This window comes from Pontivivens marinum (assembly GCF_900231835.1).
GTDB lineage: Bacteria > Pseudomonadota > Alphaproteobacteria > Rhodobacterales > Rhodobacteraceae > Pontivivens > Pontivivens marinum.
In genome coordinates this window covers 948,943-972,749 of the sequence record NZ_OCTN01000001.1, presented here as the reverse complement: position 1 = coordinate 972,749, position 23,807 = coordinate 948,943, and the positions used below count along the sequence as shown (strand labels likewise).

The following is a 23,807-nucleotide window of genomic DNA, read 5'->3' as shown; positions in this document are numbered from 1 at the left end:
TTATCTGAAGTAACGAAACAAAACGGAGCGTCCGATGTCGCAGATCGATTACTATCTCTTTCCCCTGTCCCCGTTCACGTATCTGGCTGGAATGCAGTTGGAGACCATCGCGAAAAAACATGACGTTAAAGTGGTTTACAAGCCTTTCGACCTGTTCCGCGTCTTTGCCGAGCATGGCACACAACCCCCCGGAAAACGCCACGTTTCGCGTCAGGCATACCGCCTGCAAGAAATTGAGCGGGTAGCGGGTATGAACGGATTGGACGTCAACCTGAAGCCTGCCCACTGGCCAACGGACCCGAAACGGGCTGTTGCGGCAACAATTTACGCGCAGGAATTCGCGGAGCAGCACCCTGGCGGTGATGTGGGTAAGCTGAGCTTCGAGATTTTGCGCGCCTGTTGGGCGGGTGAGCAGGACATCGCGCGCGAGGACGTGATCGAAAAATGCCTCGTCGCCGCAGGCTTTGACGGTGGTTTGGCGCAACGCGATCTGCAATCCGCGCTGGATATTTACGAGCGCAATACGGATGAGGCATTGGCGGCCAACGTCTTTGGCGCGCCGACCTATGTTTACGGCAATCAACTGTTCTGGGGTCAGGATCGTCTGGCGCATCTGGACGCACATTTGGCGACGATAGGCTGATGCAGGTTCGCCTTGCAGGGGCCATGACGGGCCTACATCGCACGGGGGAGCAAGGGCCGCGGCTGTTGCTTTCCCACTGCTCACTGGCGCATTCAGGCGCGTGGAAGGGCATGTTGGGCCATCTAGGCCCTGTTCGGGCCGAGGCACTGGACCTGCCCGGTCATGGGATGAGCGAGGCTGATCCCGATCGCCGCCCCCGCAGACAGGCCGCTGACGCCTTGCTGGAGGTGCTGGGCGATGAACCCGCACATCTGGTCGGTCATTCCTTTGGCGGCGGTGTGGTGCTGCGCGCAGCATTGGACCGGCCCGAGGCTGTGGCAAGCCTGACCCTGATCGAGCCGATGATGTTCTATCTGCTGGATGCCGCCGACCCCGTCGCGATTGATGAGGCTGCGGCCACAGCAGGCTATATCAACGCCGTGCAAAGCGATCAGGCGGAATTGGCGGCCGAGGAATTCATGACCCTATGGGGCAATGGCGTTCCGTGGAAAATGGTGCCGGAAAAGCTGCGCACCTACGCGATTGAGCGGATGGGCTTCATCACTGCATCCGCCGATGATGTGGCGGGGCGTGGGCCGGATCAGATCACGGTGGAGCAGATCGCCTCACTACCCTGTCCGGTGCAACTGATTGCTGGCGCGCAGACCCGCCCCTCGGCCATCGCGATCTGTGAAACCATCGCGCAACCGTTGGGCGTCACCCCGCATCTGGTGCAGGGTGCAGGGCACATGGTGCCAATCAGCCATCCGGCGGAAGTCGCCAAGCTGATCGGTGCGATGCTTTAATCAGCCCTTTAGCGTGCTGAGGAACGCATCAATCTGTTCCTGGGTGGTCGCCCAATTGCAAACCAGACGCGCACCAAGCATTTCGTGCGCGTCCCCCTCTAACGGCGCATCCGGCGTCAGGTAATATTGCGCCCCTGCCGCCGTGGCCCGTTGGTGGGCCGCACGCGGCAACCGGCAGAAAATCTGATTGCCCTGTACGGGAAACATCATCTCTGCGCCTGCATCACGCAATCCATCAGCAAACCGCGCGGCCGCATCATTGGCGGCGGTTGCCAGATCATGCCACAAATCATCGGTCAGATAGGCGTCCATCTGCGCGGCCAGATAGCGATGTTTCGAGAATAGATGACCGGCTCGCTTGCGACGACGCTCCAGTTCCTGCTGTTTGGCGGGATCGCGCAGGATCACCGCTTCAACCCCCGGCAGGCCGTTTTTCGTACCGCCGAAAACCAGTGCATCAATGCCAGTGGCCATGACTTGCGCAGGGGTGTATCCGCCCGCAACCATGGCATTGGACAGGCGCGCGCCGTCCAGATGCACGGTCAGGCCCGCCGCGTGGGCGATCTCAACCACGGCTGTAATCTCGTCCAGTGGCCAATAGGTGCCCGCCTCGCTAAGGTTGGACAGGGACACCGCCGCCGGAGCCGCCGAATGTACGCCCGATGCTGTTGCCGCCAAGGCGTCGGACAGCGTTTGTGCGCTGAACTGTCCATCAGGGCCCGAGATCAGCGTCAGCTTGCCGCCGCCGATGAAAAACTCGGGTGCGCCGCATTCGTCCTGCTCGATATGTGCGTCATCATGGCAGTAAATCCGGCCCCATGGCGGGCATAGACAGGCCAAAGCCAGTGAGTTCGCCGCCGTTCCCGTCGCGGCCAGAACAATCGCCGCATCTGGCGCATCAAACAAAGCACGCAGGCGGTTTGCGATGTCGCCGCTCAATGGATCATTGCCGTAGGGCATGGCGTAACCGGCATCTGCGCGGGTTAGGGCCTCCCAAACTTTGGGGTGGGTCGGACCGGAATTGTCTGAGGCGAAATTCATGCCAAATCCTCTACTATGTGATCTTCGTAATCTTCCTCATCGACCTCATATTCCGCGACGGTGCGACCGGTCATGGAATGGCCCGCCATCGCTACACTGCCGGAATCGCCGGTCAGCAGGGGATGCCAGTCGGGGATGGGTTTATCCTCGTATCGCAGGCGATATGCGCAGGTTTGGGGCATCCAGAACGCGATTTCGGGCAGGGTTTCCGCGTCCAGCACCACACAGCCGGGCACCAGTTGTTTGCGCACGGGATAGTTGCCACAGCGGCAGGTGTCGGGGTCAAACAGTCGGCACGCGATGTCGGTATAGGCGATGTCGCCGTCATCATCCTCCAGCTTGAGCAAGCAGCATTTGCCGCAACCATCGCACAGGGCCTCCCATTCGGGGCGGGTCAGGGCGTCCAGCGGCAGGGTCCAGAATTCAGGGCGTTTGGTCATGTCGTGATCCTACCGTTTTGCGGTTGGAGGGGATTCGAAAATACAGTCAGGCCAGAAGCTTGCGCGTTTCGACAACATCGGCGTGCATCTGTACGATCAGTGGGTCCATGCCGTCGAATTTCAACTCGGGCCGCTGGAAATGCATCAGCGCTACGGACAATTCGGCGCCGTACAGATCACCGGAAAAGTCGAGCAGCATTACCTCAAGATTTGGCGCGTTATCCCCGAATGTGGGGCGTGATCCCAGCGAGGCGACTGCTTTATACGTGCCCATATGCCGCCCGTCGCGCACGTCCACAGTACAGGCGTAAATGCCGAAAGCAGGCAGGTGCAGCCCCGCCATGGAGATGTTCGCGGTGGGGAATCCCATCTCGCGTCCACGCTTGAATCCATGCTCGACGATGCCCTCGATCCGGTGCCAATGGCCCAGCATATCGGCGGCGTCAGTGGGGCGTCCCTCGCTCAACGCAGTGCGGATTGCGGTGGAGGAAATCGCGCCATTCGGGCCCTGAAGCAGTGGAGCGATAGAAAGCTCGAATGGGGCCTCTGAGAGCGTATTTGTGTTTCCTTTCCGTGACTTACCGAATTTAAAGTCGGCACCGACAACCAGATGCCTGATGCCGAGCTGTTTGACGAGCACTTCGTTAACGAAAGCTTCAGGTGTCAGGTTGGCGAGGTCACGGTTAAAGGGGATTTCGAACAGGTGCTGCACGCCCAGTTTTTCCAGCCGATGCGCGCGGGATGTCGCGTTCATCAGGCGGAATGTGGGGGCGTCGGGGGCAAAGATTTCACGCGGATGCGGTTCAAACGTCACCACGCCCAACGGCATGTCGGGGCGACGGGCCAGATCCAGAACCGATTGATGGCCCAGATGCAGGCCATCGAAATTGCCCATCGCGACAGATGCGCCGCGTGCGGTTTCAGGCACCTCAAGGCTTTGATATCGTTGCATGGCCTACCCGAATGGGGCCGGGCGGCCCGGCGGTTAGTCTAGTTTCGCGGAGGGCGCCAGAACCAGCGCCTCACCCTTTAGAACTACGGTATCGCCCACGTGGGCGGCGCAATCAAGCGTGACACGGCGACGGGCGTAATCAATGGCTGCAACGGTGACGGTTGCCTCGACATGATCGCCGGGGCGAACGGGGGCCATGAATTTCAGGCTTTGGCCCAGATAAACCGTGCCGTGACCGGGCAATTGTTCCCCGATTACGGCCGAAATCAGCCCCGCTGTCAGCATTCCGTGGGCGATGCGACCGCCAAAAATAGTGTCCTGTGCGTATTCCTCGTCCAGATGGACGGGGTTGTGATCGGTGCTAAGGGACGCAAAAGCCTCAATTTCTTTCATGCCAATGGTTTTCCCAACCGAACGGGACATGCCGATTTCGAGTTCCTCGATAACGATTGTACCTTTGGGAAGGTTGTGGCCGTGGTCGAGCATATTAATCTCCTGCTGCATCTGCGAAGAGATATAGCACGCGATTTTAGTCACGCAAGATAAAAACATTTATGTGCAAAAATATGAAATCTTTGATCGCGATGGATTTTTGAAATTTAACGCAAACTGGCCAAAGATGAAGACACCTTTCCCCGATGGTCATCATTGTTAACGCCCGAAACGGTTGGCTGCCCTGTGGCTGCTATCGGTATGGCATGCGTATGGCACCTGTCTGGCCGCACGGAAAGGGTTAACGCGCCGCGGCGAAGGCGGCGCGCCCCTGTTTTCTAAGGCAGTGGGCCGAAAACCTGCGCCAGAATCGCCTGTAGCGCGTCGCGGTCATCTGTGTCGAACGCATCGGGTAAATCGCTATCTACGTCAAAAACCGCGATCAGCCGACCAGAGGAAAAGACGGGCACCACGATCTCCGATTTTGTGGAGGAGGCGCAGGCGATGTGCCCCGGAAAGGCATCCACATCTGCGACCAATTGTGTCTCGCCGGTTCGTGCCGCAGCGCCGCAAACTCCGCGTGCAAACGGGATGACGAGGCAGCCATGCCCGCCCTGATAGGGGCCGATTTTCAGCAGTTCGGGTGCGACCACGCGGTAAAATCCGGTCCAGTGGAAGTTTTCGAAATGGTGATGCAGCTCACATGTAACTGTCGCCATCAGCGCGATGGGATCGTCTTCCCCTTCACACAGGGACATGATTGCGGCATGTACATCGTGATATCTGGGGTGCATTCGGCTCTCCTTTTATATGGCCAGTCAGCATGAGGTGCTATGATGCGCAACCCGTACCTTCCCGTATTACCCGCGCCCTTGATCCGCAATGCGGTTGAGGCCGCGTTGTTGGAGGATCTGGGTCAGGCGGGGGATGTGACCTCGCTCGCCACGATCGGACCCGCTGTTCAGGCCACAGCCGTTATGAATGTGCGCCAGCAAGGGTATATCGCGGGCATGGATGTGGCCAAGGCCGCATTTGCCGCGCTGGACGCCGATACCGTTTTCGAGGCACTGGTCAGCGATGGCGACGCGGTTCAGGCGGGACAGGATATTGCACGCATCACGGGATCGGGCCGATCGGTCATGGGAGCCGAACGTGTGGCCCTGAATTTCCTGATGCATATGTCCGGCATTGCCACCCACACCGCGCGCTTTGTCGAGCAGTTGCAGGGCACAGATGCGCGGATTGTTTGCACGCGTAAAACGACGCCGGGTCTGCGCGCGTTCGAGAAATACGCCGTTCGGTGTGGCGGTGGCACCTCGCATCGCTATGGTCTGGATGATGCGGTGTTGATCAAGGATAACCACATCGCGGTTTGCGGCGGTGTGCAGCAGGCGCTGGATCTGGCCTATAGCTATGTCGGGCATCTGATGGCGGTGGAGATCGAGGTCGATACGCTGGAACAATTCGAGCTGGCGCTGGATGCAGGCGGTAAGGTTGTTCTGCTGGACAATATGGACCCCGACACCCTGCGCAGGGCAGTGGCGATGAATAGGGGCGCCGCGTTGGAGGCGTCCGGAAATGTTGATCTGGATACTGTGCGCGCCATCGGGCAAACGGGCGTGAACTTTATCTCAACCTCGAAAATCACGATGGCGGCGGGAACGCTGGATATCGGGCTCGATATCAAGCTTGGAGACGAAGCAAAATGAACTGGAATGAGTTGCAGGCGGCATACGGCCCCACGATCGCGGAATTGCAGGACGAGGACCGCTTTGACGGGTTTTCGGTCACCTTTGACGACATGCTGTTCGATTTTTCACGCACCCAGATGACCGAGGACGCCCGTGAGGGGCTGATCGACATGCTGGAGGAGCGTGAGTTCGAGCTGACCCGCGATGCCATGTATGCCGGCGAAAAGATCAATGTGACCGAGGGGCGGCGCGTGCTGCACACCGCGCTGCGCATGCCTGAGGGCACGCAGATGGTCGCGGATGATGAGGATATTGCCCAGACCGTGCTGAACAGCCGCGCGGCCTGCTATGCCTTTGCCGAAGATGTCCGCTCTGGCGCCTATGCGGCGGCTGCGGGCAGCTTTACCGATGTGGTCAATATCGGCATTGGTGGCTCCGATCTGGGGCCTGTTCTGGTGGCGGAGGCATTGACGGCGCAGATGGACGGCCCGCGCCTGCACTTTGTGTCGAATGTTGACGGTGCCGCGCTGAACCAGGTACTCAAGACATGTGACCTAAGCCGCACATTGTTCATCATCGCCTCCAAAAGCTTTGGCACGATTGAGACGATGGAAACGGCCAAGGTTGCGCTGTCCACGATGCAGGGCGTTGTTGCCGATGCCTCGATCCATTTTGCGGCACTGACCACCAAGCCTGAAATGGCGGCGGAGCAGTTCGGGATTCCGGCGCAGCGGTGCTTTGGCTTTGCCGATTGGGTCGGGGGGCGGTTCTCTGTCTGGTCACCGATTGGTTTGCCGCTGATGATCGGTCTTGGCTCGGCGCAATTCGGCGAGTTTCTGGCCGGCGCGCATGAGGTGGACGAGCATTTCCGCACCGCGCCACTGTCGAACAATATGCCGGTGCTGATGGCGTGCGTTGGCGTTTGGCATCGCAATGGGTGCGGATATCCGACGCGTTGCGTTGTGCCCTATGACCAGCGTTTGGCGACGCTGCCGCAATATTTGCAGCAGCTCGACATGGAATCGAACGGTAAGCGGGTCACGGTTGAGGGGGATGAGGTCGATGTGGCGACATCGCCTGTCGTCTGGGGTAGCGCTGGCACAAATGCGCAGCACGCCTATTTCCAGATGCTGCATCAAAGCCCGACGCCGCAGCCGCTGGAATTCATGATCGCGGCCAAACCTGTGGCCGAGGGTTTCGAGCATATGCAGAAAATCCTGATCGCCAACTGCTTCGCGCAATCGCAGGCGCTGGCCTATGGCCGGTCCGAGCGTGAGGCCGAGGAGCTGATGATCGCTGCCGGTATGGATGCGGGCGAGGCGCGTGAACTGGCACCGCATCGGGCCTTCCCCGGAAATCGCCCGTCCACATTGCTGATGTACCGCGAGCTGACGCCGCGCACGCTGGGCCGGATTATTGCTTTGGCTGAGGCGCGTTGCTTTACCGAGGGTGTGTTCTGGGGCGTGAACAGCTTTGACCAATGGGGTGTTGAGTTGGGCAAGGTGCTGGCCACCGATATGCTGCCACATGTTGAGGGGCGCTTCTCACCCGATATGGTGGATGAGGCGCTGTCAGGCCCATTGGCGCATTACCACGCACTGTAATCTAGGTTTGGGGGCGGTCCGGTGGGCCGCCCCTTTGCATTATTCCGCAACGGTAATGTCGATTTTGGCGGCGGGGCCGGTGCCGCGCCCCCATGAGATTCTGGACCATGCCATTTCGTGCAGAAAATAGGCGATGAACCCTGTCACCGCGCCGGTCAGGGCAATGCCGCCGCTGGCCACGACTGATCCTGTGAACAGAAATCCAATCAGCATCATCGAGAAAAAGCCTGCGAACTGCCATGTCACTGCTTTGGTTGCCAATCTGATCGTGCTGTCCATATCCGGTTGCTCCGTTTGGTGGTGATACCTGCATTTGCTATCGCGAACGGCGGAAATTGGACATTTGGTGAATTTGCTGCGAAAAACCAAGGATGGTGTTTTTAATCTGCAAGGTTGCCAAAAATGGACAAGCGTGAGCGCGCCACCCTATTCCGAAATCGGCTGGATGAGGCGATGCAGCGTGCAGGCATCACCAAGAGCGCGCTGTCGCGATCCACGCATGTAGATCGGTCCACCATCGGGCAGTTGCTGAAGGAGGATCACCCCCGCCTGCCCAATGCGCAATTGGCCGCAGATATCGCACAGGCGTTGAGCGTTAGCACCGATTGGTTGCTGGGTCTTACCAACCGCCCCGAAACCCCCGGCGATATTGTGGCGGCGGCGATGTCGCTAAGTCCGGCGGAGCGAACATCGGCGGATGAGCAATTGCTGGAATGGCATCGTGAGGCGGCTGGCTACAAAGTGCGCCACGTTCCCGCGACCCTGCCCGATTTGTTCAAGACGGAGGCAATGCTGCGCTGGGAATACGGTGCCTTTCTAGAGCGGCAATTGCCCCAAGCGTTCAACACCATGCAGGACCAGTTACATCTGCTATCCGCCGGTATCTATGATTACGAAATCGCCATTCCCCTGCATGAGGTTGAGGCCTGCGCCGCCGGCACCGCCTATTACAAGGGTGTTGCGCAAAGCATCCGCTACGAGCAGCTAAACGTCATCGCGGATCAATGTGAGCAGATGTTGCCGCGCCTGCGGGTGTTTCTGTTCGATGCGCACAGGGTCTTTAGCTCACCCGTCACGATATTCGGGCCTAATCTGGCCGTCGTTTATGTCGGGCAGTGCTATCTGGCATTTCGGGAGATTGACCGCGTGAAGTCCCTGACCAGTCATTTCGATTGGTTGGTGCGTGAGGCAACCGTCGATGCGCGCGATGTGCCTGCCTATATCCGGTCCCTGATGCAGGGATAATCCGACCATTAGGCAAAAAAAGACCCGAACCGCGAAGGTCCGGGCCAAGTTAGAATGAGCCGCTATAAAAGCCCATTCCGGGGAAAACAGGTTGCGGCGAATGTGATCGCCGCAACCTCACCGGGCCTTAGCCCTTTGTGAATTCTGGGTAGGCTTCCATGCCCATTTCCGTGGTGTCGAGACCCATGATCTCGGCTTCCTCGTCAACGCGGATGCCCATTGTGACCTTCAGGATCATCCACACGATGTAGCTGACGATGAAGACGAAGGCGCCGATGGAAACAACACCGATGAACTGTGTCACGAAGCTGGTGCCGTCATTGGTCAGCGGCACAGCCATTGTGCCCCAGATACCGGCAACCAGGTGTACAGGGATCGCGCCAACAACGTCATCGATCTTCAGCTTGTCCAGCAGTGGAACTGTGAAGACTACGATCGCTCCACCGATACCACCTACGATCAGCGCCATCAGAAGCGAGGGTGCCAGAGGCTCGGCCGTGATGGATACCAGACCAGCCAGCGCGCCGTTCAGCACCATGGTCAGGTCGATCTTGCCATAGACAGCTTGCGTCAGGATCAGCGCAGTAACAGCACCGGCAGCAGCAGCCATGTTGGTGTTCGCAAAGATGCGCGAGATGTCGGTTACGTCGCCAACAGTACCCATTGCTAGCTGCGAACCACCGTTAAAGCCGAACCAACCCAGCCACAGGATGAACGTACCCAGTGTAGCGAGGGGCATGTTCGAGCCGAGCATTGGGATAACGCGGCCATCAGCAGCATATTTGCCGATACGTGGGCCGAGGATCATAGCGCCTGCAAGTGCTGCAAAGCCGCCTGCTGCGTGAACCAGTGTGGAACCGGCGAAATCGGAGAAGCCCATGCCGCTGAGGAAGCCGCCGCCCCACTGCCAGGATGCTTCGATCGGGTAGATGAAGCCGGTCAGGACAACAACGAAGATCAGGAATGGACCCAGCTTGATACGCTCGGCCAATGTGCCCGAAACGATGGATGCGGTGGTCGCACAGAACATCAGCTGGAAGAAGAAGTCGGAACCGACGGATGCATAGTCGAGGGTTGCATCAGCAGCAGCCAGGCCGACAGGCTCCAGCGTGGTCCAGAAGAACGCACCAACCATGCCGTCCATGACCCATGCATCGCCCGGATACATCAGGTTGAAGCCAACCAGCCAGTACATGATGGACGCGATGGAGAACAACGCGATGTTTTTGGTCAGCTGGGTCGTTACGTTCTTGGAACGTACCAGACCTGCCTCAAGCATGGCGAAGCCTGCTGCCATCCAGAAGACCAGAAAACCGCCGATAAGGAACAGCAGCGTGGTCAGGATGTAGGGGGTAGGATCGGCAGCGGCATCCTGTGCCAGTGCAGGGGTAGCAAGCATCAGGGCCGTGGCCCCCGCTGTACCGAATTTAAGGAAATTGGTCATTTTTATCTGGTCCCTCGTTGGTCTGATCAGATGGGGTCAGGTTCAGATTGCGTCGGCGCCGGTTTCACCGGTGCGCACGCGAACTGCTTGCTCTACGTCGAGCACGAAAATCTTGCCGTCGCCGATCTTGCCGGTCTTGGCTGTGGTGGAGAGGGTCTCAACGGCCTTCTCGACGATGGCGTCATCAACGACCATCTCCAGCTTTACCTTGGGTACGAAGTTCACGACATATTCCGCACCGCGATAGATCTCGGTGTGGCCAGCCTGACGGCCGTATCCTTTAACTTCTGATACCATTAGGCCCTGCACGCCGATGGTGGTGAGCGCCTCGCGCACCTCCTCCAGCTTGAAAGGCTTGATGACGGCGATGATAAGCTTCATTGCGTTCCCTCGTGTTGGTCTGCATCTGTCGCCGTTCAATATGCAAGAACCGTGCCAACACGAAAATCGAGGTAACATTTCACTGAAGTGTCAATGAAACCGGTTGCGGGTACAGCTTTGAGCACTACGTTGCGATTCAATTGCGCCCAAAATTTAGACAGCGAAAATCCGCCGATTAAAAAATAGGCATAAAAGTTGTGCAAAATTGCGCCGCCTTGGGTCATCCAACCACTTCGCAATGTCGCGCCATCATACTAAGTTGCATAAACAAGCCCGAAAAACGGTGCGGAGCAGATGAGCAGCAAGAAATCCAAAACGGCCACGGCGAAACCCGTGCGTAGGCCGTTACTAATTCGTGTATTCGGTGGCCTGTTCCGGCTGATCCGAACAATCCTGTTCCGGCTGATCGGCTGGGGCATCGTCGTGGCTGCGGCGGTGGTACTGTATTTCTATCTGCAATTGCCCGATGCCAAGGAGTTGCTGGACGGTCGTGAGAGCGGATCGGTTGCGATGGTCGATCGCCACGGCGATATCTTTGCATGGCGGGGCGAGCAGGGCGGTGTCGTCGGGTCCGCGCAGATGAGCGAGGATTTGCGCAACGCGGTCGTCGCGACCGAGGATAAGCGGTTCTATTGGCATATGGGCATCAGCCCGCGCGGTATTCTGGGCGCGATCCGCATCAATCTAAGCGAGGGTCGCAGCGCGCTGTCAGGCCATGGCGGGTCCACCATTACACAGCAGGTCGCCAAGCTGGTTTTCCTCAGCGAGGAATCGACATGGCGGCGCAAGGTTCTGGAAATCCCCTACGCCTTGGCAATGGAGCTGGCCTATACCAAGGAGGAAATCCTCTCCATCTATATGAACCGCGCCTATCTGGGGGCCTCGGCCACGGGGTTCGAGGCGGCGGCGCAGCGCTATTTCGGGATCAGCGCGCGTGAGGTGGACGTGCAGCAGGCGGCAATGCTGGCGGGGCTGCTGACCGCGCCCAGCCGTTATGCACCGACACGCGATCTGGGCCGTGCGCAAAACCGTTCGCAGGTGATTTTGCGGTTGATGCATGAGCAGGGCTATATCGACGATACTGTTTTTGCACAGGCGCGCGCCAATCCGGCGGAGCTGAGCGAATCCGCCCGTCGCCGCGCCGGTGGCTATTTCGCCGATTGGGTGATGGAGGCCGGCCCCGAATTCCTGATCGAGGGCACGCGTGAGGATGTGGAGATTTCCACCACCTTTGACCCCGCGATTCAGGAGGCGGCGGAACAGGCGCTGTTCTCCGTCTTTGACGATCTGGTGCGTGAGGGGTCCGAGGCACAGGCCGCGATTGTTGTGCTCAGCGCGGATGGCGCGGTGCGTGGCATGGTCGGCGGGCGTGCCATTGGCGGGGCCGGTACATTTAACCGTGCAACGCAGGCGCTGCGTCAGCCCGGATCGGCGTTCAAACCCTTTGTCTATGCTGCGGCGGTGGAATCAGGGATGCACCCGACCGATTACCTGAACGACGCGCCGCTAACGATCAACATACCGGGCTCCGGCCCGTGGAGCCCGCAGAACTATGGCCGCTCCTATCGCGGCCCGATGCCGATGTACGAGGCGCTGGCCCGTTCCACCAACACCATCGCCGTGCGCGTGTCCGAGGAAGTTGGCCGCGCTGAGGTGATCGAGGTGGCGCATGATCTGGGCCTCGACAGTGATCTGACGAACTCACCCGCACTGGCATTGGGCGCGTCGGAAACCACGCTACTGGACCTGACTGGCGCCTATGCCAGCATCCTGAACCAAGGTTTCCGTGCGGAGCCTTACGGCCTGACCGAGGTACGTTTGCGCCATGGCGGCGAATTGCTGTTGTCCGAGGAGCCATCCCTGGGCAAGCGGGCGATTTCCGAGCAAACCGCCGGCTACGTGACGTGGATGATGAATCAGGTGGTTGAGGCCCCCTATGGCACTGGCCGCCGTGCCGCGCTGGGGGATCGCCCCGTTGCGGGTAAAACCGGAACGACCGATGCGGCCCGTGATGCGTGGTTTATCGGATTTTCCGGCGATTATGTCGTCGGGGTCTGGATGGGCTATGATGATAACACCCCTCTGACCGGCGTGACCGGTGGTGGCCTGCCAGCGGAAATTTGGCGCCGCACCATGTTGGGTGTGCATGAGGGGATGCCGGTTTCCGCGTTGCCCATGCTGGTGCCCAATACGCCGAGCTATCAGGACAACATTGCCACCGCTGGCAATGACGTGGTGCGCCGGATCGAGGATGCCGCACAGGATGTCGATGACGGGTTGAGCGGTATTGTCGAGGGGCTGCTGCGCGGTCTGCTCGGCGGAAACTGAGTTTCAAGTGACGAATTTAACAGGAGTAACAGGATGCATGCGACCTCAATGCAACGCTCAGGTTGGCGATTTGCCCTGCTGGGGGCCGCTGCCTTCGTGGTGGGATGTGGTGGGCCAGTCGCCAATGCTACGGCGCAAACCACCGGTGATGTCGTGACCTCGGTCCGTCCTGAACCGCGCGAACCGCTGGCGGATCGTCAGGCGCGCGCGTTGTCCTTTGACCAATGGCTGGCGCAATTCCGCACCCGTGCACTGGGTGAGGGGATTAGCGCGCAGGTGTTCGACACCACGATGCAGGGCGCTGCGCCCTCGACCCGCGTTACGGATCTGGACGGCGCGCAGCCCGAATTCGTGCGGCCCGTTTGGGAATATCTGGATAGTGCCGTTTCCGATACCCGCGTCGCAAATGGTCAGCGTGAGGCAGGCGCCCGCGCTGAAACCCTGCGCGCGATCGAGGCGCGTTACGGCACCGATGCCCGTGCGTTTCTGGCTATCTGGGGCATGGAAACCGCCTATGGCGCCATTCGGGGCAGCTTCCCCGTGGCGCGCTCGCTGGCGACGCTGGCCTTTGACGGTCGGCGGCGTGATTGGGCGGAGCGTGAGCTGATCGCCGCGATGCGTATCGTGCAGGAGGGGGACGCCCGCCCTGATGAGCTGGTCGGATCATGGGCCGGTGCGATGGGGCATACGCAGTTTATGCCGTCCAGCTTTCACAACTACGCGCAGGATTTCGACGGGGATGGCCGCCGCAATATCTGGTCGGATGATCCAACGGACGCGCTTGCCTCTGCCGCGCATTACTTGCGTCAGGAGGGTTGGAACCCCGGTCAGCCATGGGGGATGGAGGTGCGCCTGCCTGCCGACTTTAACTGGCTGCTGGCGGATCGCTATGTACGCCGCCCTGCCGCGTTCTGGAACGAGATTGGCGTGCGGACCTATGCGGGCGGTGCTGTGCCGGATCACGGTGTTGCGGGGTTGTTTGCGCCCGCAGGTGTGGGCGGTCCGGTTTTCCTGACCTATCCGAATTTCAATGTAATCAAGCGGTACAACAACTCCGATTCTTATGCGCTGGCTATCGGGTTGCTGGGGGACCGGATTTATGGCGGTGCAGGTGTACAGGCATCGTGGAGCCGTGATGTGCTGCCGCTGACGCGCAGTGACCGGCGCGAGGTGCAGCAGCGCCTGACCGCGCTGGGCTATGACACGCAGGGCACGGACGGCCTAATCGGGCCGAATTCCGAGGCAGCGATCAAGCGGTTCCAATCCGCAACCGGTCTGATCCCTGACGGATATGCGTCGGACCGGTTGCTGGCTGCGTTACGCGCTGCTGGCTGAGTTAGTTCAGGGCGCTGACCGTTGTGGTCAGCCCCTGCGGCTGTCCGACCACAACAACGGTCAGGTCGTCGGATTGCAGCAGGCGCGCGGCGACGCGGGCGATATCGTCAACCGTTACCGCCTCGATCAGGGAGTTGCGGCGCTGGGTGTAATCAATGCCCAGCTCCGCCTCCTGCACGCCGACCAGAATATCCGCGATCTTTGCATTGGTATCAAAGCGCAGGGGATAGGCGCCGGTCAGGTAGCGTTTCGCCTCGTCCAGCTCCTGCTCCGTCACGCCACCCTCGGCCATACGGACCCATTCGCGGCGCACCAGCTCAATCGTTTCGGCAATCGTGTCATTGGCCGAGGCAACAGAGCCGAGGAAAAGCGGCCCGTGGCTGAGCGAGGCCATAAAGGTCGAAATGCCATAGGTCAGGCCGCGCTTCTCACGGATTTCCTCGGTCAAGCGTGACGAGAACCCGCCGCCGCCCAGAATGTGGTTCATCACATAGGCGGCCATAAAGTCGGGATCGTCGCGTTGCAGGCCCTGATGACCGAACAGCGCGCGGCTTTGCGTGCCGGGCAGATCCACAACATGCACGCCGCCGCGCAGGTGTACGGGCATATCGCCGGGCAGGGGGGTGTCGCTGCTGGGAATACCAACCATGACGTGATCCACCAGCTCGGCTGCTTCGTCGGCGGAGATGTCACCAACGACCGAGATATAGGCGCGGTCGCGGCTGATTGCGGCATGGTGGGCGGCCTGCAAATCCTCAATGGTCATAACGGCGATACTGGGGGGCGTGCCATCGGTTCCGCGGCTATAGGCATGGTCAGGGAACGCGATGGAGAACAGCGCCTCACGCGCCAGTTCGCTCGGATCGGTGCGGTTCGAGCGGGTCACAGACAGCAATTGCGAGCGCACGCGGGAAATCGCATCGGGGTCAAACCGTGGTTCCTGCACTGCCAGACGGACCAGTTCGGCCACATCGGTGCGGACCTCGCGCAGCATGCTGGCGGAAACGGTCAGGGTATCACGCCCCGCATCGAAGCTGATGCGCGCGGCGAGCTCCTCGCTGGCGGCGGCATATTCCAGGGCGGTCATATCGCCCGCGCCCTCGTTCAACAGGCCGGCCATCATGGTGACGGCACCGGGGCGATCCGCGGGGTCAACGCCCGCGCCACCACGAAAGATGATCTCCATGCTGACGATGGGGATCGTGGGTTCAGTGGCCAGCCAGAAGGTCGTGCCACCGGGGGTCACGATTTCCTCGATATCGGTTTGGCACATCGCAGCGATCGGCGTAAACGCGATCAGCGCGCTAAGAATGTATCGGATCATTGGAAAGCCTCCGTTGGCGCAAGGCCACGTAATTCAGCGGTGACGGATTGGCGCAGATCCAGAACCTGTTCTGCGACGCGCATCACATCCTGTGTCGTTACTGCCTCCAGTGCGGCGGGCCAGTTTAGTACATCCTGCACAGTCAGCCCCGAGGTTAAAGCGGCACCAAAGGCACGGGCCAGCCCCTCCTGACTGTCGCGGGCGAAAATCTCGGCGGCACGGACCTGAACCTTGATCCGCTCCAGATGCTGTTCGTCCGGTCCGTCCAGCATGAATTGTTCCAGCGCGATGTCCAGTGCTGCCTCGGCCTGCGACAGCTCAATATTCGCGGCGGGCACGGCGTAGATGCCGAAGCTGGTGCTGTCCAGACTGGTGCCATTGTAGAATGCACCGGCGGAAACTGCAATTTCCTGCTCAACCACCAGTGCGCGGTTCAGTACGGAGGTCGGCCCCCCGCCCAATAGTTGCGCCAGAATCGTCAGCGCGGCGGCATCCTCCTGCGCGCCTGCGTCACGTTCCTGTGCCAGATAGCTGCGCATGACATAGGGCTGCTGAACGCGGGGGTCCTCATAGGTCAGGCGACGGGCGGCCACGGCGACAGGTTCCTGCGGGCGCACCCGCGCATGAATGGTATCTGAGGGGGGCAGCGGGCCGAAGTTTTCCTCGGCCAAGGCGACGACCTCGTCCAGCGTGACATCGCCCGCCACGATCAGGATCGCATTGTTGGGGGCGTAATAACGGGCATAGAAATCCAGCGCGTCCTGACGGGTCAGCGATGACATCTCATGCTCCCACCCGATGATCGGCGTGCCATAGGGGTGGTTGAGGTATAGCGCGGCGTTGCGTTGCTCGCTCATTATCGCGGAGGGGTTCGACGCGACGCGGCTGCGCCGTTCCTCGAGAATCACGGCGCGCTCTGGCACCCAGACTTCCTCGGAGATGATCAGATCGGTCATCCGGTCCGCCTCCATCTGCATGACCAGTGGCAGGCGATCAGCCGCGATTCGCTGAAAATAGGCGGTGTAATCGTAGGAGGTGAACGCATTATCGGTGCCGCCATTGGCCGCCACGATCTGGCTGAATTGTCCCTCGGGGATTTCATCGGTGCCCTTGAACATCAGATGCTCAAGGTAATGTGCGATCCCTGATTTGCCCGCAGGTTCGTCCGCCGCCCCGATCCGATACCAGACCATATGGGTCACAACAGGGGCGCGGTGATCCGGGATCACCACGATCTCCAACCCGTTGGACAGGTGGTGGGTTTCAACCTGCGCCTGCGCGCTGGCAGGAAGTAGCAGCAGAAGCAGGCTGAATAGGGCTGCAAGACGTGAAGTCAGTATCAAAGGGGCGCTCCGCGGAGTTTCACTGCGGTATAGCGTAGCGCCATCAGCGCGGGCTGCAAGCGGCCTTTATTCTGGTGTCCCCAACGGCGCGTTCGGCGTCACGATATTTGGATATTCACGGCGCAAACGGGCAAGCTCGGCAACGGGGTCCAACTGCTGATCGCGGTAAGGGTTGCCGATTGATGAAAACGCCGACGCGAATATGCCGGTATCGGCACCATCCAGCGTGCGCTGATGTTCCGTCTGGATTTCATCGCGCAGATCCGCAGGGATTGTTTCGGTGCGCAGGTTGGCAAGCAGCATCTGTTCCGCAGCACCGGGACCGGTGGAGAAACTGCGCGTTGTGCCGCCCAGTGCAGCAGCGACCAATTGGTCGGGCTGTGGTTCAACACGGCTGACGGCACCGGGGCGCGGGGTGGGTAGGGCGCGGATGTTCGCAGGTATTTCCAGCATACCATGCTCAACAACCATGAACGGATCGGGTCCACCCTGCCGGACCTGTGCGCGTTCCAGCAGGCTGCGTTCCTCGGTCAGGTCATCACCGCATGCGCTGAGGACCAGCACGGCGCCAAGGGCGGCCATGATTGCGATGGCCCGGATCGGGGTGGAAGGAAATGTCGTTTTCATGGTCTCTCCCATACGCAATTCAGGTCGCCGCGTCACGCATCGTCTGTTGTGCGGCCGCTCAATACAATCAAAAGGCCCGCTCCGGCGAAGATGAACACATCCGCCACGTTGAAGGTATAGGGATTGCGCAAGCCACAGCAACTCATGTTCAGATAATCAGCAACAGCGCCGTACTGAATCCGGTCCCAAACATTGCCGATCGCGCCGCCAATGACCAAGCCCGCGCCGATATGTATCCATTTACCGGCCTGCTGGTTGGCCCACCATAGCAGCCAGATACTGATTCCAATGGCCAGCAGGGTCAAACCCCAGCGGGTCCATTCCTCGTGGCCCGCCAGCAATCCGAAGTTGATGCCGCGATTCCAGCCCATGGCGAAATTCAGATAGGGGTCGAAAACCTCGATATACAAAATCTCGCGCAGATTGGCCCATTCGACGATCCACAGCTTGGACAATCGGTCCAAACCGCATGCCAGCAGGGCTATCGTTAGAATGCGGATCAGGGGCATGGGGGCTCCGGTTTAGGTTTGTGGCACAGGATGCGCGCCATGTTTGATGTATTCAAGAGGGTGCCCCGCCAGATGCCTCCGGCGGGGATATTTCATGAATGCGGTCCGATCAGTGACGGAAGTGGCGCATTCCGGTGAAGACCATGGACAGGCCAGCCTCATCGGCGGCGGCGATGACTTCCTCGTCGCGCATCGATCCACCCGGCTGGATGACCGAGGTCGCACCGGCCTGTGCCGCGGCCAGCAGACCATCCGCGAAGGGGAAGAAGGCGTCGGAGGCGACGACCGAACCCTGTGTCAGCGGTGTGGTCAGACCCATCGCCTCAGCCATGTCCACGCTTTTGCGCGCGGCGATGCGCGAGCTGTCAACGCGGCTCATCTGACCTGCGCCGATGCCGACGGTTGCGCCGTCCTTGGCATAAACGATGGCGTTGGATTTAACGTGCTTTGCCACGCGCCATGCGAACAGCATATCGGCCAGTTCGGCGGGCGATGGCTGCCGCTTGGTCACGACCTTCAGGCCGCTCATGTCTAGGCGACCGTTATCGCGGTCCTGAACCAGCCAGCCGCCGGCGACCTGCTTCCAAGTGCGCCCAGCGGTTGCCGGATCGGGCAGGCCATCGGTCAGCAGCAGGCGCAGGTTCTTTTTGGCGGCGAAGATTTGCTGTGCTTCCTCATCGGCTCCGGGGGCGATGACGACCTCGGTGAAAATACCGGTAATGGCAGTTGCCGTTGCCGCATCCAGTGGGCGGTTCAGGGCCACGATACCGCCAAAGGCGGAGGTGCGGTCGCAATCATAGGCGCGGGCATATGCCTCTGCCATGGTGTCACCGGTGGCGACGCCGCAGGGGTTTGCGTGCTTGATAATCGCGACTGTCGGCTTGCCCGCGTCGAATTCGGCGACCAGTTCTACCGCAGCGTCGGTATCGTTGATGTTGTTGTAGCTCAGCTCCTTGCCCTGCAACTGCTGTGCGCTGGCAACGCCGGGGCGCATATCGCCGGTGACGTAGAAGGCCGCGGACTGGTGCGGGTTTTCGCCATAGCGCAGGGTCTGGCGCAGGGTGCCGCCCGTTGTGCGACGCTCCGGCACGGAATCGCCGATAGCCTCGGCCATCCAGCCGGATACGGCTGCGTCATAGGAGGCTGTGCGGGCATAGGCCCGTGCCGCCATTGCCTGACGGAAGGGACGCGAGGTCGCACCGCCATTCGCCTCAAGCTCGGCCACCAGATCCTCGTAGGTATCTGCATCGACGATAACAGTCACATCACCGTGGTTTTTTGCGGCGGCGCGGATCATCGCGGGGCCGCCAATGTCGATGTTTTCAATGCAGGTATCGTAATCGCCACCAGCCGCGACTGTTGCCTCGAACGGGTACAGGTTCACGACCAGCAGATCGATTGGCAAAATGCCGTGATCGTCCATTGCGGTCACATGCTCGGGGTTCGAACGCTGCGCCAGCAGGCCGCCATGCACGCCGGGGTGCAGGGTTTTGACGCGGCCGTCCATCATCTCGGGGAAGGAGGTCAGCTCGGACACATCACGCACCGTCAGCCCCGCATCGCGCAGCGCCGCCGCCGTGCCGCCGGTCGAGACAAGCTCAACACCCATAGCGGCCAGAGCTTGCCCAAGGCCAAGAAGGCCGGTTTTATCGGAAACGGATAGCAGCGCGCGCCGGATCGGCGCGAGATCGGTGGTCATGAAAACAGCCTCTTACTGGTCGGTCTCGAAATCCCGGACGGCGTGCCTGCGGTCCCCCGCGCGGCCAACCACCCACTTGATGCGGCTCGCATAGTCCATTGCGGCGACAGAGACCACGATTTGTTGTGTTAAACGTGGGTTTAGCCGCCGTTGATCTAGGTAAGTTGAGGGTTCCAACGTCAGATCACCGCCCGACTGGCGGAAAATCCAGACCTCGCCCGATCGCAATGTCAGGCTGACCGCATCCCCGCCAAGGTCCAGGGACGCCTGCACGCCAGGGTGCAAATGGAACCGTGCGCGCCATGTTACAGCGCCGGTTTCGCGCATTCTGGCAAAGCGGGCCTGACCGCGGCTGGATTGCGCGCTCATCGTGTCCTCACCGCGCAGTTCCATGCCGTCGGGGGTCATGAACAGGCGGCGTTCGTGGAACAGGCCGTAGGCGGCGGTATATCCGTCGTGACTGCCAAGCGCCCAATGCCCGCTAACATCCACCGCCCGTTCCAGCGCGACCTGTTTCGGCCCATCGGTCAGGGTTTCTGTGTCCGCACAGCCAAAGGACTGCATCGGCACGAATTTTGCCATCGCGGTTCCTGCAACCTCAACCGTGGAATGGGCGCTGGTTTCGCGGGCATGGCGGCGCCAGTCGGTGCCGAAGGCATCACCGGTTCCCTGATTGACAATCATGGGGCGACGGCCGGACGACATCTCGAACGCTAGGGTGCCCGCATGGGCGCGCAGGCCGTTCGCGCCCTCGGCCGGTGGGGCGGCGTCCATGATCGCAACGGTGCGCCCGGCGGCCAGTCGGCTGTAGCCCATCACGGTTTTGGCGCGCGCGGCTGACCGGATGCCACTATCGGCGAGGCTTTGATCTAGCAGCCCCTCCTCCCCGCGCCCACCGCCGTGGAACCGTGCCAAGGTGCCGTCGCCCATGCGCAACCCGCGCAGGGTGGGGGCGATGCGAGCGATGGCGGCCTGTTGAGCGGCCTCGCTGGGTTGTCCTGCCTCACGCTGGGCATGATCGGCCCAGACCAGCAGGGTGAACAGTTTTAGTAACTCTTCGGGGCTGCGGCTGGGCACGGCACCGTCGGCGTCCAGTGCCTCACATGCCTTGGCCAAGCCGCGACGGGCGCTGCGCAACAGCCCCTCCGCGCCCTCCAGCGATAATGCGGCGTAGAGCAAGCCGGTCAACGCCTCGACCCGCGGCAGGCCCTGTGCGGCGTCGGGCCATGCATGGGCGAGGTAATTTGTCTGCCGACCAAGGCTCTTGAAGAAGCTATGGGAGCGCTGGCTTTCCTGCCCCTTGAGCAAGAATGGCGCGTGACTGATCCAGCGGATCAGGCGGCGGCCGGCCAGATCGGGATACCACCCCGGACCGCGTGCCGCGCCGTAGCGTTCAATCCATTGCCACAACCAGTCCTGCGCCAAGGCGCGGGCAGGTGCATCCCCCGCTGCGGCCAGATCGTCCAGCCATTCAAACCCGTGCAGGGCAAAGGTGAACGCATCCGACGGTTGCTCAATATCCCAGATCGCGGTTGCCGGTGCCTCGACCAGCTCACCGCCGAACAGGAAATTGCCCGATTGCAGTTGGCGGGCCCGTGCAACGGTGCCGATGGCGCGCGGCTGTGGTTGGCTGGTGATCGCAGTAACGCGACCCCCCAACGCGGAGCGCCACGCCTGAATGCGATTATCGGCGCTGCGTGCGCGGGTACTGAGGGTCGGTTTCGCCATTGCGTCGGAAAACTTTCGCTTTTTACGACCTTACCCTCAGTTCTGTAGCAGTGTCATGCACTCTTGATAAGATGCGCAATATAGAACCCGTCCATTCCGCCCTGTTCTGCCCAATAATCAGGACGCAGGCGTAATGCACCGTCAACAACCCAATGTTCGTCACCGCCTAGGGCAGTTGCGTCAATCGGGTCCAGCGACCAGTCAGGATGGGTTTCGAGGAATCGGGACACAGGCACCTCGCCCTCGGATGGCAATAGCGAGCAGGTGCAGAACACCAGTCGGCCACCGGGCTTGACCCATTTCGCGGCACGCTCCAGCAGGTCGCGCTGCAATTTGACCAGCGATTTATTTTCCTCGCCGGTTTTGACAAAGGGCAGGTCGGGGTGGCGGCGTAGCGTACCGGTTGCTGTGCAGGGGGCATCCAGCAGGATCGCGTCAAAGGGCGCATCCGGTTGCCAGCCCATGGCGTCGGCGCGCACGATTTCCGCCGTCAGCTTGGTTCGGGCGAGGTTTTCACGCACCCGCTCCAGCCGTTTCGAGGAAATATCCAGCGCCACAACATCGGCCCCGGCGGCGGCGAGCTGCAATGTCTTGCCCCCCGGCGCGGCGCATAGATCCAGCACCCGCTCGCCAGATTTCGCATCCAGAACACGGGCGGGCAGGGCGGCGGCGGCGTCCTGTACCCAGAACGCGCCCTCCTCATATCCCGGCAGGGCGCTGACCTGACCCGAGCGATAGCGGCGCAATGTGCCGGTCGGGGCCATCTCGCCCTCCAACCCCTCGGGCTGTTCACCGCGCAGGGTCAGATCCAGCGGCGCACCGCCTGCGTGAACCCGCTCCATCGCGTCAACGGCATCCTCACCATAGGCGCGCAGCAATGGCGCACGCAGCCAATGTGGCAGGCGCTGCGGTTCCATCTGCGCCCAGATATCGTATCCCTCGCGGCTGATATTGCGCGCAACGGCGTTGACCAGACCGCTCAACCTAGAGGATTTCGGGTCAGAACGCGCGGCACGCACCGCCGCATCCACGGCGGCATGGGGCGCAACCTCATCTATCAGCATTTCCGCTGCGGCAATCCGCAGAGCATGCATCGCGCGCACTGGCGGTTTGCGTGTCAGGAACTGGTCCAGCACCGTATCAATGGGCTCCAGATTGCGCAGCACCATCGCGGCGAGGCTTTGCGCCCGCGCCCGTGCAGGTGGCGGCAAATCGCGGGGCAGCTTTTCGACCAGATCGCCCAGCATGATCCCGTCGGACAGGACGCCGATCAACAGCTCCGCTGCGGCCAGACGTGCGGGTAGGCCCGGCGCGCTCAACGCTTGCGTCCGATGGTTGGAATGGAGCTGGCCCGCACGGTGGGGCGGGTCATTTCGGGGGAGTCTGCCAGTTTCATCAACGCCTCGATGCGGTTGTTCACGTTTGGATGTGTCGAAAACAGATTGTCGGTCCCGCGTCCAGAGAGCGGGTTGATGATAAACATATGCGCAGTTGCCGGATTACTCTCAGCACTTTCTATCTCATGCGCGGGTACAGCCCCTGAAATCTTGCGCAAAGCATTGGCCAGACCGACCGGATCACGGGCAATTTGCGCCCCCATCTTGTCCGCCGAATATTCCCGAGTGCGGCTGATCAGCATCTGTATCATCATCGCGGCCAGCGGCGCCAACAGCACCGCCGCAATCATTCCGATAGCACCTAACGCCCCCCGTTCACGGTGATTACCCCCGAAAAACATGCCGAATTGCGCCAGCATCGCGATTGCACCACCCACCGTTGCGGCAATGGTCATAATCAGCGTGTCGTGGTTCTTGATGTGGGCCAGCTCATGCGCCATCACGCCGCGCAGCTCATCATGGCTGAGCAATCGCAGGATGCCGGTGGTCGCCGCCACGGCAGCGTTCTCAGGATTGCGGCCCGTGGCAAAGGCGTTTGGCTGATCCTCGGTTATCAAATAAATCTTGGGCATCGGCATTTCGGCACGTTGCGACATTTCCTGAACCATATCGAATAATTCAGGGACCGATGCGCGTGTGACCGGCTGGGCGTTGTGCATTTTCAGCATCGCCTGATCCGATCCCCACCACGCCCATGCATTTGTTCCCACTGCAAAACAGAACGCGATCAGCATGCCCAGCTGCCCGCCGACAAACCAGCCAACCGTCATGAATAGCGCCGTTAGGGCCGCCAGCAGCAGCCCGGTTTTAAAATAGTTCATGCCTACGACCCCTTGCGCGCAAAACCCTGCGGGACATA

23 protein-coding genes are annotated in these 23,807 nt (G+C 60.7%); 7 read left to right on the top strand and 16 right to left on the bottom strand.

What is annotated here, in order from left to right:
- The first annotated feature begins 34 nt into the window (after window positions 1–34).
- Window positions 35–643, top strand: coding sequence for a 2-hydroxychromene-2-carboxylate isomerase (locus tag CR254_RS04875; RefSeq protein ID WP_097928657.1), 609 nt, complete (start codon window positions 35–37; stop codon window positions 641–643).
- Window positions 643–1,428: an alpha/beta fold hydrolase gene (locus tag CR254_RS04870; RefSeq protein WP_097928656.1), complete on the top strand. Its 786-nt coding sequence runs from the start codon at window positions 643–645 to the stop codon at window positions 1,426–1,428. The genes CR254_RS04875 and CR254_RS04870 overlap by 1 nt, the downstream gene beginning before the upstream one ends.
- Here CR254_RS04870 and CR254_RS04865 read toward each other — a convergent pair whose 3' ends face one another.
- The 5 genes from CR254_RS04865 to msrC form a co-directional block, all read right to left on the bottom strand.
- Entirely contained in the window at window positions 1,429–2,469 is a 1,041-nt protein-coding gene (locus CR254_RS04865; RefSeq protein WP_097928655.1) for a threonine aldolase family protein, read from the bottom strand.
- On the bottom strand, window positions 2,466–2,909 hold the full coding sequence (locus tag CR254_RS04860; protein ID WP_097928654.1) for a YcgN family cysteine cluster protein: 444 nt from the start codon (window positions 2,907–2,909) through the stop codon (window positions 2,466–2,468). Before CR254_RS04860 ends, CR254_RS04865 begins: the two co-directional genes overlap by 4 nt.
- A gap of 46 nt (window positions 2,910–2,955) precedes the next feature.
- Window positions 2,956–3,861: a bifunctional riboflavin kinase/FAD synthetase gene (locus tag CR254_RS04855; RefSeq protein WP_097928653.1), complete on the bottom strand. Its 906-nt coding sequence runs from the start codon at window positions 3,859–3,861 to the stop codon at window positions 2,956–2,958.
- A 33-nt stretch (window positions 3,862–3,894) separates the two neighbouring features.
- A complete protein-coding gene (locus CR254_RS04850) occupies window positions 3,895–4,347 on the bottom strand; it encodes a MaoC family dehydratase (RefSeq protein WP_097928652.1) in 453 nt (150 codons plus the stop codon).
- Window positions 4,348–4,631: 284 nt separating this feature from the next.
- Window positions 4,632–5,087 (bottom strand): free L-methionine (R)-S-oxide reductase MsrC, encoded by a 456-nt coding sequence (msrC, locus tag CR254_RS04845; protein WP_097928651.1) that lies wholly within the window; start codon window positions 5,085–5,087, stop codon window positions 4,632–4,634.
- Between the two features lie 39 nt (window positions 5,088–5,126).
- On the opposite strand from msrC, the gene nadC reads away from it, so the two are divergent.
- Window positions 5,127–6,002 carry a carboxylating nicotinate-nucleotide diphosphorylase gene (gene nadC / locus CR254_RS04840; RefSeq protein WP_219617975.1) on the top strand — a complete coding sequence of 292 codons (876 nt, stop codon included), beginning with the start codon at window positions 5,127–5,129 and terminating at the stop codon, window positions 6,000–6,002.
- The gene (pgi, locus tag CR254_RS04835) at window positions 5,999–7,588 is read left to right on the top strand and encodes a glucose-6-phosphate isomerase (protein ID WP_097928650.1); all 1,590 of its coding nucleotides are present in this window, start codon (window positions 5,999–6,001) and stop codon (window positions 7,586–7,588) included. Before nadC ends, pgi begins: the two co-directional genes overlap by 4 nt.
- Before the next feature lie 39 nt (window positions 7,589–7,627).
- Here pgi and CR254_RS04830 read toward each other — a convergent pair whose 3' ends face one another.
- Window positions 7,628–7,867, bottom strand: coding sequence for a DUF2061 domain-containing protein (locus tag CR254_RS04830; RefSeq protein ID WP_097928649.1), 240 nt, complete (start codon window positions 7,865–7,867; stop codon window positions 7,628–7,630).
- Window positions 7,868–7,990: 123 nt separating this feature from the next.
- On the opposite strand from CR254_RS04830, the gene CR254_RS04825 reads away from it, so the two are divergent.
- On the top strand, window positions 7,991–8,833 hold the full coding sequence (locus tag CR254_RS04825) for a helix-turn-helix transcriptional regulator (protein WP_097928648.1): 843 nt from the start codon (window positions 7,991–7,993) through the stop codon (window positions 8,831–8,833).
- A gap of 127 nt (window positions 8,834–8,960) precedes the next feature.
- On the opposite strand, the gene amtB is transcribed toward CR254_RS04825, so the two are convergent.
- Window positions 8,961–10,277 (bottom strand): ammonium transporter AmtB, encoded by a 1,317-nt coding sequence (amtB, locus tag CR254_RS04820; RefSeq protein WP_097928647.1) that lies wholly within the window; start codon window positions 10,275–10,277, stop codon window positions 8,961–8,963.
- A gap of 42 nt (window positions 10,278–10,319) precedes the next feature.
- Entirely contained in the window at window positions 10,320–10,658 is a 339-nt protein-coding gene (locus CR254_RS04815; RefSeq protein ID WP_097928646.1) for a P-II family nitrogen regulator, read from the bottom strand.
- 294 nt (window positions 10,659–10,952) lie between these two features.
- Here CR254_RS04815 and CR254_RS04805 point away from each other — a divergent pair, with 294 nt between their 5' ends.
- Complete coding sequence (locus tag CR254_RS04805) at window positions 10,953–12,986, top strand: transglycosylase domain-containing protein (protein WP_097928644.1); 2,034 nt, start codon at window positions 10,953–10,955, stop codon at window positions 12,984–12,986.
- A gap of 33 nt (window positions 12,987–13,019) precedes the next feature.
- Window positions 13,020–14,321 carry a lytic murein transglycosylase gene (locus CR254_RS04800; protein WP_097928643.1) on the top strand — a complete coding sequence of 434 codons (1,302 nt, stop codon included), beginning with the start codon at window positions 13,020–13,022 and terminating at the stop codon, window positions 14,319–14,321.
- 1 nt (window position 14,322) lies between these two features.
- On the opposite strand, the gene CR254_RS04795 is transcribed toward CR254_RS04800, so the two are convergent.
- The 8 genes from CR254_RS04795 to htpX form a co-directional block, all read right to left on the bottom strand.
- Window positions 14,323–15,645: a M16 family metallopeptidase gene (locus CR254_RS04795; protein WP_097928642.1), complete on the bottom strand. Its 1,323-nt coding sequence runs from the start codon at window positions 15,643–15,645 to the stop codon at window positions 14,323–14,325.
- On the bottom strand, window positions 15,642–16,985 hold the full coding sequence (locus tag CR254_RS04790; protein ID WP_097928902.1) for a M16 family metallopeptidase: 1,344 nt from the start codon (window positions 16,983–16,985) through the stop codon (window positions 15,642–15,644). Before CR254_RS04790 ends, CR254_RS04795 begins: the two co-directional genes overlap by 4 nt.
- Window positions 16,986–17,054: 69 nt before the next feature.
- Window positions 17,055–17,615: a DUF3035 domain-containing protein gene (locus tag CR254_RS04785; RefSeq protein WP_180955882.1), complete on the bottom strand. Its 561-nt coding sequence runs from the start codon at window positions 17,613–17,615 to the stop codon at window positions 17,055–17,057.
- Between the two features lie 32 nt (window positions 17,616–17,647).
- Entirely contained in the window at window positions 17,648–18,124 is a 477-nt protein-coding gene (lspA, locus tag CR254_RS04780) for a signal peptidase II (protein WP_097928640.1), read from the bottom strand.
- 109 nt (window positions 18,125–18,233) lie between these two features.
- Window positions 18,234–19,823 carry a bifunctional phosphoribosylaminoimidazolecarboxamide formyltransferase/IMP cyclohydrolase gene (gene purH / locus CR254_RS04775; protein ID WP_097928639.1) on the bottom strand — a complete coding sequence of 530 codons (1,590 nt, stop codon included), beginning with the start codon at window positions 19,821–19,823 and terminating at the stop codon, window positions 18,234–18,236.
- Between the two features lie 12 nt (window positions 19,824–19,835).
- The gene (locus CR254_RS04770) at window positions 19,836–21,551 is read right to left on the bottom strand and encodes a heparinase II/III family protein (protein WP_097928638.1); all 1,716 of its coding nucleotides are present in this window, start codon (window positions 21,549–21,551) and stop codon (window positions 19,836–19,838) included.
- 53 nt (window positions 21,552–21,604) lie between these two features.
- Window positions 21,605–22,870, bottom strand: a complete 1,266-nt coding sequence (locus CR254_RS04765) for an RsmB/NOP family class I SAM-dependent RNA methyltransferase (protein WP_245851379.1) — start codon at window positions 22,868–22,870, stop codon at window positions 21,605–21,607.
- Complete coding sequence (gene htpX, locus CR254_RS04760) at window positions 22,867–23,769, bottom strand: zinc metalloprotease HtpX (RefSeq protein WP_097928637.1); 903 nt, start codon at window positions 23,767–23,769, stop codon at window positions 22,867–22,869. The genes CR254_RS04765 and htpX overlap by 4 nt, the downstream gene beginning before the upstream one ends.
- Between the last annotated feature and the right edge of the window lie 38 nt (window positions 23,770–23,807).

Bases quoted from the DNA above. Each gene is read 5' to 3' on its own strand.
- CR254_RS04850 (WP_097928652.1), bottom strand. From the start codon at position 4,347: ATGCTCGACCACGGCCACAACCTTCCCAAAGGTACAATCGTTATCGAG.
- purH (WP_097928639.1), bottom strand. From the start codon at position 19,823: ATGACCACCGATCTCGCGCCGATCCGGCGCGCGCTGCTATCCGTTTCC.
- CR254_RS04815 (WP_097928646.1), bottom strand. From the start codon at position 10,658: ATGAAGCTTATCATCGCCGTCATCAAGCCTTTCAAGCTGGAGGAGGTG.
- msrC (WP_097928651.1), bottom strand. From the start codon at position 5,087: ATGCACCCCAGATATCACGATGTACATGCCGCAATCATGTCCCTGTGT.
- nadC (WP_219617975.1), top strand. From the start codon at position 5,127: ATGATGCGCAACCCGTACCTTCCCGTATTACCCGCGCCCTTGATCCGC.
- CR254_RS04875 (WP_097928657.1), top strand. From the start codon at position 35: ATGTCGCAGATCGATTACTATCTCTTTCCCCTGTCCCCGTTCACGTAT.
- CR254_RS04870 (WP_097928656.1), top strand. From the start codon at position 643: ATGCAGGTTCGCCTTGCAGGGGCCATGACGGGCCTACATCGCACGGGG.
- CR254_RS04770 (WP_097928638.1), bottom strand. From the start codon at position 21,551: ATGGCGAAACCGACCCTCAGTACCCGCGCACGCAGCGCCGATAATCGC.
- CR254_RS04825 (WP_097928648.1), top strand. From the start codon at position 7,991: ATGGACAAGCGTGAGCGCGCCACCCTATTCCGAAATCGGCTGGATGAG.
- CR254_RS04805 (WP_097928644.1), top strand. From the start codon at position 10,953: ATGAGCAGCAAGAAATCCAAAACGGCCACGGCGAAACCCGTGCGTAGG.
- CR254_RS04860 (WP_097928654.1), bottom strand. From the start codon at position 2,909: ATGACCAAACGCCCTGAATTCTGGACCCTGCCGCTGGACGCCCTGACC.
- CR254_RS04800 (WP_097928643.1), top strand. From the start codon at position 13,020: ATGCATGCGACCTCAATGCAACGCTCAGGTTGGCGATTTGCCCTGCTG.
- CR254_RS04785 (WP_180955882.1), bottom strand. From the start codon at position 17,615: ATGAAAACGACATTTCCTTCCACCCCGATCCGGGCCATCGCAATCATG.
- CR254_RS04865 (WP_097928655.1), bottom strand. From the start codon at position 2,469: ATGAATTTCGCCTCAGACAATTCCGGTCCGACCCACCCCAAAGTTTGG.
- htpX (WP_097928637.1), bottom strand. From the start codon at position 23,769: ATGAACTATTTTAAAACCGGGCTGCTGCTGGCGGCCCTAACGGCGCTA.
- CR254_RS04855 (WP_097928653.1), bottom strand. From the start codon at position 3,861: ATGCAACGATATCAAAGCCTTGAGGTGCCTGAAACCGCACGCGGCGCA.
- amtB (WP_097928647.1), bottom strand. From the start codon at position 10,277: ATGACCAATTTCCTTAAATTCGGTACAGCGGGGGCCACGGCCCTGATG.
- lspA (WP_097928640.1), bottom strand. From the start codon at position 18,124: ATGCCCCTGATCCGCATTCTAACGATAGCCCTGCTGGCATGCGGTTTG.
- pgi (WP_097928650.1), top strand. From the start codon at position 5,999: ATGAACTGGAATGAGTTGCAGGCGGCATACGGCCCCACGATCGCGGAA.
- CR254_RS04830 (WP_097928649.1), bottom strand. From the start codon at position 7,867: ATGGACAGCACGATCAGATTGGCAACCAAAGCAGTGACATGGCAGTTC.
- CR254_RS04795 (WP_097928642.1), bottom strand. From the start codon at position 15,645: ATGATCCGATACATTCTTAGCGCGCTGATCGCGTTTACGCCGATCGCT.